9 protein-coding genes are annotated in these 14,694 nt (G+C 42.2%); 2 read left to right on the top strand and 7 right to left on the bottom strand.

Annotated elements, in window-relative coordinates:
• The 6 genes from RHS_RS20540 to RHS_RS20515 form a co-directional block, all read right to left on the bottom strand.
• Positions 1-3,850 (bottom strand): glycoside hydrolase family 2 TIM barrel-domain containing protein (locus RHS_RS20540; RefSeq protein ID WP_395023121.1); only part of this gene is annotated, 3,850 nt, incomplete at its 3' end.
• Between the two features lie 142 nt (positions 3,851-3,992).
• Positions 3,993-4,943, bottom strand: coding sequence for an RNA polymerase sigma factor region1.1 domain-containing protein (locus RHS_RS20535; RefSeq protein WP_047834220.1), 951 nt, complete (start codon positions 4,941-4,943; stop codon positions 3,993-3,995).
• Between the two features lie 38 nt (positions 4,944-4,981).
• A complete protein-coding gene (locus RHS_RS20530) occupies positions 4,982-6,238 on the bottom strand; it encodes a S41 family peptidase (protein ID WP_047834219.1) in 1,257 nt (418 codons plus the stop codon).
• A gap of 248 nt (positions 6,239-6,486) precedes the next feature.
• The gene (locus RHS_RS20525) at positions 6,487-7,575 is read right to left on the bottom strand and encodes a CdaR family transcriptional regulator (protein WP_027296376.1); all 1,089 of its coding nucleotides are present in this window, start codon (positions 7,573-7,575) and stop codon (positions 6,487-6,489) included.
• 147 nt (positions 7,576-7,722) lie between these two features.
• Positions 7,723-8,601 carry a YitT family protein gene (locus RHS_RS20520; RefSeq protein WP_027296375.1) on the bottom strand — a complete coding sequence of 293 codons (879 nt, stop codon included), beginning with the start codon at positions 8,599-8,601 and terminating at the stop codon, positions 7,723-7,725.
• A gap of 4 nt (positions 8,602-8,605) precedes the next feature.
• Complete coding sequence (locus RHS_RS20515; RefSeq protein WP_027296374.1) at positions 8,606-9,286, bottom strand: WecB/TagA/CpsF family glycosyltransferase; 681 nt, start codon at positions 9,284-9,286, stop codon at positions 8,606-8,608.
• A gap of 295 nt (positions 9,287-9,581) precedes the next feature.
• On the opposite strand from RHS_RS20515, the gene galT reads away from it, so the two are divergent.
• Together galT and ymfI are read left to right on the top strand one after the other, a co-directional pair.
• Positions 9,582-11,075 (top strand): UDP-glucose--hexose-1-phosphate uridylyltransferase, encoded by a 1,494-nt coding sequence (gene galT / locus RHS_RS20510; RefSeq protein ID WP_044294631.1) that lies wholly within the window; start codon positions 9,582-9,584, stop codon positions 11,073-11,075.
• Complete coding sequence (gene ymfI, locus RHS_RS20505; RefSeq protein ID WP_047834218.1) at positions 11,075-11,806, top strand: elongation factor P 5-aminopentanone reductase; 732 nt, start codon at positions 11,075-11,077, stop codon at positions 11,804-11,806. Before galT ends, ymfI begins: the two co-directional genes overlap by 1 nt.
• Positions 11,807-11,887: 81 nt before the next feature.
• On the opposite strand, the gene RHS_RS31515 is transcribed toward ymfI, so the two are convergent.
• A partial coding sequence (locus RHS_RS31515; protein ID WP_395023117.1) for an Ig-like domain-containing protein occupies positions 11,888-14,694 on the bottom strand: 2,807 nt, incomplete at its 5' end.

Here is a 14,694-nt window from a genome sequence, read left to right as displayed (position 1 = left end):
CCAAAACTTTCGTCTGATCATCAATAGTCTGTGCCGGTATAACAAAGACACTTCCATGATCTGCGGCTGCTGCCGTAACCGTTGGGATTTCATATGGGTATGCCGATGTAACCATGTAATTAAACTGATCTGCCGCAAACCCTTCTATTGATTCACCATTTACTTTTAAGTCTTCCAATGCCGCCGTTTCACCAACTGCAGCAACTCCGGTGTATACTTTTAACTCAGAAATTCCTACCGGTTTAGAACCACCTTCTTTTGGCTGGCCTTCCATCAGGATACGGATAAACTTCGCATTTACCGGATCGAAATTAACCGGATATTCTTTTGCCCAGTCCTCTGCTGCATCACCAAAATCATCTACGTGATCCTGATTAGCCACATTTGTCCAGGTTGTTCCGTCCATACTGGTCTGAATCGTAACCTTTGCAGGTTTCCTGGTCTGTCCGTCGGTATAGAAATGAATTCCGGCCTTTCCGATCTGAGCTGCTTGTTCAAATTCCAGCTGAACCCAGGATTCCTTCTTATCACCGTTTCCATTTACCCAGTTATTCCAGGATGGTGTTCTGGAAATATTGCCGTCATTAATATTGGAGGACATATTATTGTCATGGTTGTTGACATAGTCCTCTACATTATTGTAGGAAGCGGAAGGCTTGGGATATAACGCACTGCCCTCTCTTGTGGCAATATTTTTCGCATAGACAAGCTCCTCTGTTACCCTTACAATGGCTTTGGCACTATGCTTTTCGATCCCTTCCAGAGTTCCCTTAACTTCAAATTCACCAGTCTGAGCAACCTGTTCCGGAGCTATTGCGTCCCAGATCACATTTACTTTCTTCTGGCTGCCATCTGTATATACTAACTCAGCTGTATCCGGAAGCTGTGGTATTTCATTAACACCGGTAACGACTCTCACGTCTTTAATACCGAGAATTCCAATGATCGTAACTTTAATTTCAATCCGGTCACCGGTTTCAACCGTACCCGCTGCCTGGAATACACCTTCTTTTTCCAGAAGTTCTTTGGGAATATCATCCCACTTTACACTCAGTTTCTGTTTGGTTCCATCTCCATATACGGCTTCCACTTTTTCAGGCAGATTTACTTTTTCTCCCAGTATTGCAGTTACCGCTTTTGCATTGTATCCCAGAATCTGATCTGCCGGAACCTGTGTTTCTGTTGTAAATACATTGACTGAATCCCCTCTTAACCCTTCTGATGAAGCTGTCAGGGTGAAGCTGCCCGCATCTTTTGTGGATTGCACTAATACAACTGCTTTCCCGTTAAATGCTTTTCTCTTCCATACGCCATTTGTATCTTTATACCGCTCATGACTGGAAGCATCGCCGTTATCCACACCTACGATTTTTCCATTTCCGGATACATTGAAAATAACTTCATTATCCGCGGTGGGAACAACATTGCCATTTGCATCCGTGATATCCACTTCGATATAAGAAATGTCCCTGCCGTCTGCTGTAAGTACATTTTTTTCCGGACTCAGGCTGACCGATGCAGGATCGGTGGCACTGGAAACAACATCCTCAGCGATTTTCTGTCCGTCTTTGTCATATGCAACTGCGGTTAAGGTACCAGGTTCATAGTTCAGCCGCCATTCCAGATAAAGTTTTCCGTCTGCCGTCTGCTGATATTCCTTATCCTTATTGTCTTTTACTTCTGCAACATTTTTATAAGGTGTAACCGTCTCAAATGTCTTCTTCTGTTCAACCAGGGTTCCGATTCCGTCACTGGTATCTGATGCCGGTTTAAAATACAGTTCTACGGAACGTGCATTGGTATAAACCCGTACCGGAATTTTGCCGTCTCTGTCTGTTACTTTTGATTTCAGGTTATTGTCTTCCCAGTTCCAATGAGGCAGGATATGAACCATGGGATTTTCTTTTACGTCAGTCCACTGGCTCTGGTAGAGATAATAGGAATCTTTTGGAAGTCCTGCCGTATCTACGATACCAAAGTAAGAACTCTTAGGCGGTGTAGTGGTAGACTGGTTCCATGGTGTAGGTTCTCCGATATAGTCAAATCCGGTCCATACAAATTCACCAGCGATAAACTTTCTGTCCCGGTCTCTTACTAATGAATCCTGAGCCGTTCTTCCCCATCCTACACAATCCGTGTCATAAGAGGACTGCTGGTAAGGTATTGACGCACCGCTGTTGACAGTGTCCGGATGGGCATAAACACCGCGGCTGCTGGTAGCAGAAGCAATTTCCGAACCATACAGCGCCCACTCCGGTTTTTCCCTGTGCTGGGCATCATAGCGGTTCTCACTATAATTAAGTCCCGGTATATCTACGGCATCAAATACGGCTACCATATTGGAATTACCCAGATTGGAACTGGTATCGCCCATGTTTCCACGGAATTTGTCTTCTCCGATAGTTGTAGGTCTGGTGGTATCAATTTCTTTTACCCATTTCACAAGATTTTTGGCAGTCTGCACTCCCTGTGAACTGTTCGTTGTCCATATCTCATTTCCGATGGACCACATAATAATAGATGGGAAGTTCTTTCCCCGTTCTACCATATTTTTAATATCAAATTCTGCCCAGGTCTGTCCGGGTGCTGCATCCGGATGAGTTGCCTCCTTCGTAAAAAACCTGCCATAATCATAGGTTTTCTTACCGCCCTGCCAGGTGTCAAAGGCTTCATCGATTACCATAAGACCCATCTTGTCACAGATTTCAATCAGCTTATCATCTGCCGGATTATGGGTAACGCGGATAGCATTTACACCCATATCCTTCATAATACGCATCTGCCGCTCTATTGCCGTGTAGTTGGCAACTGCCCCAAGTGAGCCCTGGTCATGATGCATGCAGACACCGTATAGTTTCATCCACTCTCCATTTAGGTAGAACCCATTATCCGTAGTGAATTCCGTATATCGGAAACCGAATCTGCTTTCACTGGTATCCAGTACCTTGTCCCCTTTTACAATATCTGTCTTCAGATAGTAAAGATTTGGATCTTTTGTTGACCAAAGAGCAGGATCTGCTACTGCAGTGCTCTGGGAAACCGGCTGTGTATCACCGGAAGAAAGTGTTACATCTTCTGATGTCACAGGGTCTGTTACTGCCTGCCCATTCCCGTCCAATACCGTCTGGCGGACCTGTACGGTCTGTTCTTTACCGGTATCATTTTTCACCTTGGTAGTAACGTTTACCGTACCGGTTCCATTTGCAATATCCGGTGTAGTGATCTGCGTTCCCCAATGGTCCACATGAACTTTGTCCGTCACTGTCAGATGTACATCCCGGTAAATTCCACTTCCGGAATACCATCTGCTGGACTGCAGCTGGTTCACAACTTTAACGGCAATCACATTTTTGGTCTTGCCGTCGCAGACCAGCTCATCTGTAATATTATATGTAAATGGCATATAGCCATATGGATAGTTACCTATTGATTTTCCATTCACATAGGTGGTGCTGTTCATATAGACGCCGCCAAAATCAATGGAAATTTCTTTGTCCTTCATGGATTCCGGCAATACAAATGTTTTACGGTACCAGCCGGTTCCCCCATCCAGATATCCGCATTCCGATGTTGCAGGAGAATTGTAATCAAAATCAAATTCAATGCTCCAATCGTGAGGAAGATCCAGACTGCGCCAGGAAGTATCATCAAAATCTTTACTTTCTGCACCGCCTGGATCTCCCAATAAGAACTTCCAGCCATCGTTGAACAACATGCTTCTGTCGGTCTCATTCTCACTGGAAAGCAAGGATACTGCCGGTTCCGGTTCTTCCTTCGCAAAAGCTGTCATACTTATGCTGGAACAAACCATACACAATGTTAACCCCAATGCCACTAATCGTTTTTTCATGTTTTCCCTCCATCTTTTTGATTATTCATCTGAATATCTAATCTTACAAATATTCAAGTGTAAATCTATCTTACCAAAAAGTGTCAGAAAAACTCATATGATTTTCTTATCATTTTATTTGAATTTCTTAATTAAATTCGTTCTATATCCCTTCCGGTTCCTGACCGTGATCACAGCCTTCATGGTGGTGATGGTGTCCTTCATGATGATGATGTCTGTCATCCGTTAATTCAATCTCATCTCCGGCCATTTTCAGGATCGCTTCGATTTCTTCCGCGGGCATTTCAATATAAGCCGACAGTTCTTCCAGACTGACCTTTCTTTCCAGATCCTCTTCCAGATTTTTGATTGCTTCATTTAAATAATTTACCTGCTCCACTATCTGCTGGTCATCGTGCTTGAAATCCTTTTGTTCCTGCTCCGCATCATCTAACACCTGAATGATTTCCTTCTTCATATATTCACGATACTCCGAAAGGGTTTTCTGCTGTTTCAGCGCATCCATTACCAGAATCAGCCCCACATTCCCTTCCTGGATCAGATCGCTCTTTGGAAGCTGTGTATTGTTATATTCCATTACCAGATCATAGACATTTTTCAGGTTCTGTTCAATCAGACGGCTTTTCGCCATGGCATCCCCGCCTGCTGCCTGGTTAAAGAGTACCAGTTCCTCTTCTTCTGACAGTTGTTCGATATTGCTTGCCGCAAGATCTTCCAGATACATTTTTAAAAATGCATCTTCCTCTTCCTGAACCTGCCGCATTTCTTCCTCTGATACCTCTGTATCCTTAGCTTCTGCCATTTCAGGCGCAGTTTTTTGGTACCCTTCCACTGCGATTTTCTGGCTGTTTAAATATTCATAAATGAATTCATACTGTTCTTCTGTCAGATTTGCGTTCTTAAAAAACTCTTTTATTTCTTCTTTATTTAATACATTATTTTTTGTATCCGCATAAGCTTTTAATTCACTGAGCATTTCACGGAATATAATTTTTTCCTGCATATTTATTCCCTTTGCATATTGCAGGCAAGCCTGCAATACTGCCACAATCAAACAGGTTGAAAGAATCACATCGTGGCGTCCTTTCTGCATCGTAATTTTCTTTCAACCTTACACTCCTTTATCCGGTTTTATTTTTTCTCCAATACGGAAATGGCTTTTTGAAGCTGGTTATCTTCCTCATGGTTTAATACCACTTTCTTTTCCAGTGATTCATCCAGCTTCACCTCAACATCCGGATCAATGCCAACCCCATGGATATTATTTCCTTTTGGTGTATAATATTTTTCAATCGTTAACTTCAAAGTCGTACCATCACTCAATGCTTTATATCCCTGTACGATTCCTTTTCCAAAAGTAGTCGTGCCAACCAGAGTTCCGATTCCATAATCTTTTACTGCACCGGCAAATACTTCTGATGCACTGGCACTGTTTCCATTTACTAGTATAACCATTGGCTTGGTAAACTGATGCTCTGCATCAGATTTATATTCTTTTTTATTTCCATATTTATCTTCCGTATATACAATTAAGCCCTCGGGCAGAATCTGATCCAGCATCTTACAGGCAACCTGAAGCACGCCTCCCGGATTATTACGAAGATCAATAATGAGTTTTTCCATTGATTCGCCTTGTAGTTTTTCCAATGCATTGGAGAACTGCTTCTCCGTTACACCGTCAAACTCTGAAATGGCAATATATCCGATTTTATTATCCAGCATTTCACTGCTTACCGTAGGCATCTCTACTGCGCCCACTTTGACCTCTGCTTTAACTGGTTCTTCGCTTCCTTCTCTTTTTAATTCCAGATTTACCGTACCGTCTTTTTTCTCTTTAATCAGCGCAACTACCTGGTTCAGATCCAGTCCGCTGACGTCCTGGTTTTCCACTTTGTATAAGATGTCTCCCGGCAGAATCCCTGCTTCGGCAGCCCCAAACCCATCATAGCACCTGGCAATAGTGATCAGTTTAGTTACTTTATCCTGCATCATAACAGCACCGATGCCACTGTATGTACCTGCATTTGACTCCTGCAGCTGTTCCATCTCTTCCTTTGTATAATAATTGGAATAAGGATCTTCCAGCCCCTTCACCAAACCCTTGTATAACTGTGTCTCAACCAAATCTGCATCGGCTTCATTTAAATAATACTGGTTGATCACATCCTCTATCTCATCGATTTTCTTCAGGACTTTTCCGTCGTCTAATTTTAAAATTTCTTCAGACTGTTTCTCTTTCTGCGATGTCTCTTCCTGGGATTCCTGCCCGGGATCAAACAATTTACTGTTCACAATCTCACCGGAAATAAAATATGCTGCCAGTCCTAATACCGCAGTCACACACAACCCACACAAAAACCCCTTAAAAAACCGCTTGTCATCTTCCATTATCCGTCTCCTTTAAAAGAAAGATCTTGAAACAGTACCCTCCCCTGTTCCAAAACCTTCTGCATACTTGACACCTTGCATGTCGCAGGCTATCCTGCGATTCTGCCCCAAGAGTGTGTAAAAGCATATTTCTTTCACACTCTATCTTATTCCAGATTTTGTAAATTATTCATTCCCGCCATCTACACGCTCCAGGCAAAGGAAGAACCCTCTGTCAATTCTACCAGAGAGTTCCATATACCCTTCTATTAATAATCCTGAGTCTCCATATATTTCATATATTTTACAACCATCAAAGCAATCTTAAAGGTAATTGCATCTTCGAATACCCGCAGATCCAGTCCGGTACTTTTCTGAAGCTTATCCAGACGGTAAACAAGCGTATTTCTATGAATATAGAGCTGTCTTGAAGTTTCTGAAACATTCAGGCTGTTTTCGAAGAATTTATTAATCGTAGTTAATGTTTCTTCGTCAAAATCATCCGGTGATTTACCATCAAAGATTTCCCGGATAAACATCTTACACAGTGGAATGGGCAGCTGGTAAATGAGACGCCCGATCCCAAGGGAACTGTACGCAATCACATTTCTTTCACTAAAGAAGATCTTACCTACATCCAGTGCCATTCTGGCTTCTTTATAAGACCTGGATACTTCCTTGATTTCTCCAACAATTGTTCCATAGGCAATATGTGCCTTTTCCCGTTTTTCCAGTCCCAGGCAGTCAATGATACTTTTGGCCACTTTATCCATCTCCGGATAGCCTTCTGTATTCACCAGCTCTTTTACTACGATGATGCTTTTCTCGTCAACCGCAGTAATAAAGTCTCCGGATTTGCCTCCCAGGAAAGTACGTACATTCTCTAAAGAAGTATTATCTTTCTCATAACTGGTTTCCAGGATAAATACCACACGTCTTACATCCGTTTCAATATGTAGCTTCTTGGCACGGTTGTATATATCCACCAATAAAAGGTTGTCTAAAAGCAGGTTTTTAATAAAGTTATCTTTATCAAACCTCTCTTTATAAGCAATTAACAGATTCTGGATCTGGAAAACAGCCAGTTTCCCGATCATGTACACATCTTCACTGCTGCCATCTGCAATCAGCACATATTCAAGCTGATGCTCATCAAAAACCTTGAAGAACTGATGTCCAGCCAGCACCTGACTGTCTGCCGGAGAGGATACGAACGCCATTGCTGACTCCCTGTATTCCTCTGCCTCCGGAAATGTAGTTGCAAGCATGCTTCCTTCTGTGTCTACAATACACAGATCTACTCTTGCGATCGCCTTCAGACCATCGAGAGTATTTTGTAAAATTTGATTTGATATCACTAATGTCACTCCTTTTTCCCATAATTTAAGAAACCTGATAACGATTACGCTCCCACTCTTCTCCCTGTAAACGCTAATACTACTTGTATTCTAATATAAAACTACCAAAAAAGAAAGAGAAAAATGATACTTTTTTGTAAAAAAGTATCATTTTTCAAAATGACGCTCTAAAAAACCCAATCCAAGCACCTCTTTTGCATCGCTAACTACCACAAAAGCACCCGGATCTACGGATGCAACTCTCTCTTTTAATAGAATGATTTCTTTCTTAGAGACTACGCAGAACAGCATATCTTTATGCTCTCCGGAATACATTCCCTTTGCATCCAGTCCGGTCAGTCCCCGTTCTAATTCATTCATAATTTCATGTGCCACTTCATCCCTGAGGTTTGTAATAATAAAAGCAATCTTTGAATAATTAATTCCTTCTATCATATGGTCAGAAATCCAGGAAGTAACCAGTATTGCTATTATAGCATACAGGGCACGGCTGATTCCGAAGACATATGCACCGATCAATACGATAAATGCATCAATCACCTGCATGATCTGGACAATAGAATAATGGCGAAGGTAATTCTGTATCAGAGATGCAACCATATCCGTTCCGCCTGTTGTTCCCCTTGCCATGAACACAAGTCCGATTCCCACGCCCATAATCCCGCCGCCAAACAATGCGGAGAGAATATAATCTTCGTTCATTAATGGAAATACCGGCATAATATATAGCCAGAATGACAGGGTAAATGTCGCAAATAATGTCCGCTTTAAAAAACGAACCCCCTTAATTTTCATTCCCAGGATAAAAACCGGAATATTTAAAGCTATATTTGTGAGCCAGAGAGGTATGCCGCCCTTTAAAAACGGATCTGTCACGGCCTTCAGTAAAATTGCCGCACCCGTAAATCCGCCGGTTACCATATCTGCCGGCTCATAGATAGAGTTAATGGCAACTGCCATCAGTGCAGTTCCCACAAACATCATTAAATAATCAAGATATACCGGTCTTTTCCTGTGAAATTCCATGGGATTACTCCCCCTTTTCGCTCTGATATTTTGATACTTTTCTCTTAAATATCCTCTTTTCTATCAGTTTGCCCAAAAAGTTAACCTTTGATTCCACATTCATTAATGATGTTGCAGTTTGTCCCATTCCAATCCAGACTCTGGCACCCAGTTTCTGTCTGCACCCCATCAGAAATTCTTCTTCATAAGGGCTTGGAATTGCTGCTATGATAATGTCTTCCGCCGAAGCGTTCAGCAGATTTACGATGCTGTCTTCATCCTCCGTTGCATCATCCAGAGAAAAAGTACCCACGATATTTAATCCCCTGTGCTGCTTTTTCATATGCTTTTGAAAAATCAACCTTTCCGAATCTTTCTCTGTTAACAATGCGACTGTCTTATTATGTTCCATCGCATAGCTGCATATGCCTTTTAGAAAACTGTTATCTTCTATCTCTTCTAATGACTGTTTTAATTCTTCGCCGCAGACCTTCCAGACTTCCTTGTCTCCGATGATATTCAAATCCATCGTCCCCATCTTGTCTGTCCATCCCGGCTCTTTTACCGCTTCCACCAGAACATTTGCAAATATCATCCCTACCGTGCTAAGAGAATCTCTCTCCAGAAATCCTGCCACTTTGTTCACTGCTTCTTCTACACTGTCATTATCGATCTTAATGCCCAGTATTTCTATATTCTCATTCATCTTATCACCTACTACCTTAAATCCGATTTAGCAAATTGCATAATCCTGCATCGTAAAACAATGATAACAGACTTTACTTTTAATTTCAAGCAATACCTATTTTGTTAACATGTAATTAATGAATGTGTAATTTTTTTCTCCAGACTCTAAACAATTTCCTATTTCAAATCATAAAATTTTATGTTAATATTTATATATTGTATTTTCGCCTGTCTGCCCTTTTACAGGTGTGATATATACTTATTTTACCTGCCTATAGAATTTATTCTAAATAATAATAAGCGGAGGAAAGAAAATGATCTACAATGACATTAAGAAACTGGTTACCTATGGACTTCAGACGGGACTGATCGAGGAGACAGACCGCATCTACACTACCAATGCCCTATTGGAGTTGCTGGAGATGGAAGAATACGATGAACCACAGGAAGATTACACTGATATTAACTTGGAAGAAGTGCTTTCTAACATCATGGATTATGCTTACGAACATGGTATTATGAAAGAAAACAGCGTTGTATACCGTGATTTATTTGATACAAAAATTATGGGACGTCTGGTTCCGAGACCCTCGGAAGTTGTAAAGAAGTTCCTGGATCTGTATGCAAAAGATCCCAAAGCTGCAACCGATTATTTCTATAAATTAAGTCAGGATACTGATTACATCCGCAGATACCGCATTAAAAAGGATATGAAATGGGAAACCCCTACTCCTTACGGAGATCTGGATATTACAATCAACCTTTCCAAACCGGAAAAAGATCCTAAGGCTATTGCTGCCGCAAAACTTGCAAAACAGAGCGGATACCCAAAATGTCTTCTCTGTCCTGAAAATGTAGGCTATGCCGGAAGAGTGAATCATCCTGCAAGACAGAACCACCGCATTATACCTGTTACTATTAATAACAGCCAGTGGGGATTCCAGTACTCTCCTTACGTTTATTACAATGAGCACTGCATCGTATTCAATACCAAACATATCCCTATGAAAATTGAACGGGATACCTTTGGAAAACTTTTGGATTTTGTTAAACAGTTCCCGCACTATTTTGTAGGATCCAATGCAGATCTTCCGATTGTTGGCGGATCTATTTTGAGCCATGACCATTTCCAGGGCGGCAACTATGAATTCGCCATGGCTAAGGCTCCCATTGAATCCTCATTCAGCATAAAAGGATTTGAAGATGTCACAGCAGGAATCGTAAAATGGCCTATGTCTGTAATACGTATCAGCTGTACCGATGCCGGCCGTATTATTGATCTGGCTGACCACATTTTAAATGCCTGGAGAGGATATACGGACGAAGCGTCTTTCATCTTCGCAAATACAGAAGGGGAACCTCATAATACCATTACCCCAATAGCCCGTAAACGCGGTGATGCATATGAATTAGATCTGGTTCTGAGAAACAACATTACTACAGAGGAACATCCTTTGGGTGTATATCATCCTCATACAGAACTTCACCATATTAAAAAAGAAAACATCGGACTGATCGAGGTTATGGGACTTGCCGTTCTTCCGGCACGTTTGAAATCAGAAATGGAACAGCTTGCAGATTATATTACTGCCGGTAAAGATATCCGTTCCAGCGAGGATCTTGAAAAACATGCAGATTGGGCAGAAGCATTTTCTGCAAAATATGAAAAAATCGATGAAAGTAATGTCAAACAAATCCTGAACGATGAAATCGGTCTGGTATTTATGAAAGTTCTGGAGCATGCCGGAGTCTACAAATGTACAGCAGAAGGCCGGGAAGGCTTTATGCGCTTTATAGGTACTCTGTAATGCCAAGAACCGCACTTATCACCGGGGCTTCCAGGGGCATCGGACGCGCCATTGCCGTAAAACTTGCCAGCGAAGGATATCAGGTTATTATTACCTGTTTGAAGAATGACCGTCTTTTAGAAGAAACCCGGAATATCATTGAACAAACATACGGTGTGACCTGTTTCCCCTTTGTGGGAGACATGGGCGACGCAGAAACTGTAGGAAACCTTTTTTGTGAGATTACTTCCCGTTTTCAAACGCTGGATGTAGTTGTGAATAACGCAGGCATCTCCTATGTAGGACTTTTTACCGATCTGTCTCCTGCAGAGTGGAACCGCATTTTGCAGACAAATCTGTCTTCTGCCGTTTACTGCAGCCAAAAAGCAATTCCTCTGATGCTTTCAAACAAGAGAGGTAAGATCATTAATATTTCTTCCGTTTGGGGATGTGTTGGAGCTTCCTGTGAAGTTGCATACTCTGCAGTAAAGGGCGGGCTGAACTCTCTTACGATGGCGCTGGCAAAAGAACTTGCACCCAGTAATATCCAGGTGAATGCCATTGCCTGTGGAGCAATTGATACGGAAATGAATCAATTTTTAAGCCAGGAAGAGCGTGCCGCCCTGATTGAAGAGATACCTGCGGACCGTTTTGGAAAACCGGAAGAAGTTGCCGATCTGGTGTACGATCTCTGCCGGAGCCATTCCTACCTCACCGGTCAGGTCATTAAGTTTGACGGGGGCTGGATTTAGACCAATCGTTAATCCTAAAGAACAACTGTTTGAAGCGTAACGATTCGAGGAGTGCCAAAACCGGCACTCCTCTTCTTTAACTTATTTTAAGGTATATGTTTTCGTACCGGAATATTTACCATAGTAAATTTTAGATCCAACTTTACGATATGCCCGAACCCGGAAGCTGTATTTCGTTCCTTTCTTCATTTTATTAATTGTTGCACTTGTCTTGCTTGTTGTTTTTATCTGCTTATAGCTGCCTTTTCCCGACTTCATCAGAATCTGGTATCCACTGGCTGTTACTTTCTTAAAAGTAATTTTCACTTTTGATGAGCCGGTTTTTACAATGCTCTTAATGACTGCTTTCTGTGGTCTGGCCGTTGTCTTTTGAACAGAGGATACGGTCCCTATTCCTGCTTTATTGATTGCCGCCACTTTCACACTGTATCTGCTACCTGCTTTTAATTTTTTGATTGTAAAGCTGTTACGGGAAGTATTTCCTGCTGTTCTCCACTTGCCGTCTTTGTAAATGTATATCCGGTAACTTTCTGCATCTGCCGCTTTATTCCAGCTTATTTTTATAGAATATACTGCACTGCTGACTTTTAATCCCGTAACCTTTGCTGGTTTTTGTACCGTAACCGGAATCTTAACATTTACTTTACAGGATGCAGCCTTTTCTCCTTCTGCCGTTGTTGCAGTTACAGTTACTGTACCATTTGCAGCTGCTGTAACAACTCCCGACTGGCTTACTGCAGCAATTCCCGTATTAGAGGAAGTCCAAAATACGTTCTTGTTTGTGGCATTATCCGGAACTACCGCTGCTTTCAGGCTGACTGTCTCCCCTTTTGCAGTCAAATTTACTTCTGTTTTGTCCAATTTCACTCCCGTTACTGCTATATGAGGAGCTTGTATTTCAACCGTTACAATACAAACCGCTGTAAATCTACCATCTTCTGTTGTCGCAATGACTGCAGCCTGTCCATTACTGCGGGCTGTTACCAAACCTTCCTGGCTTACCTGGGCTACCTGAGGTGCCGTTGTAGTAAAGCTTACATTTTTATTTGCAGCATTTTCCGGGTTCACGGATGCCTGCAGCTGAAGGGTTGCACCTTCTTTATCCAGCCGGACAATTTCATGACTTAAGCGAATACCTTCAACCCGGATCGGAATTTCTACTTTTACCTTACACTCGGCTGTGAATGCTCCGTCTTCGGTTGTTGCCATTATGATTGACTCTCCATTGCCAACTGCTGTAACGGCTCCGTTATCATCTACTGTTGCAGCTTCCGTATTCGAGGACTCCCACAGTACATTTTTATTGGTTGCATTTTCCGGCATAATTTGTGTGGTTAAATTTAATATTTCATTCTCTTTTGTCAGCACTGCTTCCGTCTGGCTTAAGGCAATCCCTGTCACCTCCACATTTTCAACCGGAATCTCTACCTTAACTTTGCATACAGCTTCAAATCCCCCGTCATTTGTGGTTGCTGTGATAACAGTCTCTCCTTCTCCTGCAGCAGTGACTACACCCTTTTCATCTACCGCCGCTGCATCCAGATTGGATGAGCTGTAGGTTACGGTTTTGTCCGTGGCATTTTCCGGTATTACTACAGGATTCAGGGATAGCTTATCTCCAAAACCATTCAGCACTGCCATATCCGGTTCCAGTGATATTCCGGTCACTGCAATCACAGGTTCCGGTATCTCAACGGTTACTTCACAAACTGCTGCGTAGCCTCCATCCCTTGTGGTAACTGTGATTACCGCTTTTCCATTTGCTACAGCTGTGACTATTCCATTTTCATCCACAATCGCTGCTGCTTCGTTAAAGGATTTCCACAGTACATCCTTATTGACTGCATTATCCGGTTCCACTTTAGCATTTAGCTTTAATACTGCGCCTGCTTCTGTCAATGTTGCGCTATGAGTATCCAGAAGGATTCCCGTTACTTTCACAGGAGCTTCCGGTATATCTACCGTTATCTTACATTGGTCTGTAAATCCGCCGTCTTGTGTAATTACTTTAATATCAGCTGTGCCCTCTGCAACCGCCGATACCATTCCTTTTTGGTCTACGGTTGCCACATTTTCATTTGAGGAAACCCAGTTAATATTTTTATTGGATGCATTTTCCGGTGTCACAAGCGCCGTCAGCAGCAAGGTATCTCCTGTTTCCAATCGTGCTGCTGCCTGATTCAGTTCAACCCCCTCTGCTTTTACAATTCGCTCAAGCTGGTCTATAGCATCCTGAAGCTGACTGCATGTATCCGATACCTGTGCATTTCCGGCTTCTTCTCCTTCCAATACCTGTTGTGCAAGCTCTGCTGCTGCCTTTAAAACCGCAAAGCTGTCTGCCGTATAGTCACTTTCTTTATAAGATGAAACGGTGTCATACAATTCCTGCAGTGCCGTTTTGTCTATTATTTCACTTTCTGTTTTCTGCACACGGAAGGAATATATTTCTATATAAGCAGAACCAGCACTTGCATTTTTTCCATTTTGCTTTACGATGATCTTATAGGTATCATTCGGATTTAATTCTTTAAATTGATATAATAATACATCGGTTCCTCTGTTTGCCGTATAACAGTCCACCATCTTCCGAGAACCTTCTACCACTACCCCTGCCTTGTCTACCACACTCACATCCGCAATACCATGATCACTTGCCGTTACTCCGTACCATTCTATGGTATTTCCTGAAAATTCAAATTCTGCATAACTATCCTTAACTGTTGTATCACAGGATTGTGAATTTTCCCGGACAGTCCAGTTTCCGGTGCGGTTAACAGCATCGTCGTTTCCTTTTGTAATCAATGCATACTCTGCTTTTTCCAATGACTTCTGTGCTTCATTCAATGCTTTTGCCAGTGCATCTGCCTTGTCCTGGGTCAGTTCTTTTG

It is taken from the genome of Robinsoniella sp. RHS (assembly GCF_001029355.1).
GTDB lineage: Bacteria > Bacillota > Clostridia > Lachnospirales > Lachnospiraceae > Robinsoniella > Robinsoniella peoriensis.
The sequence above is the reverse complement of the archived record's forward strand: the minus strand, read 5'-3'. Positions and strand labels throughout refer to the sequence as shown.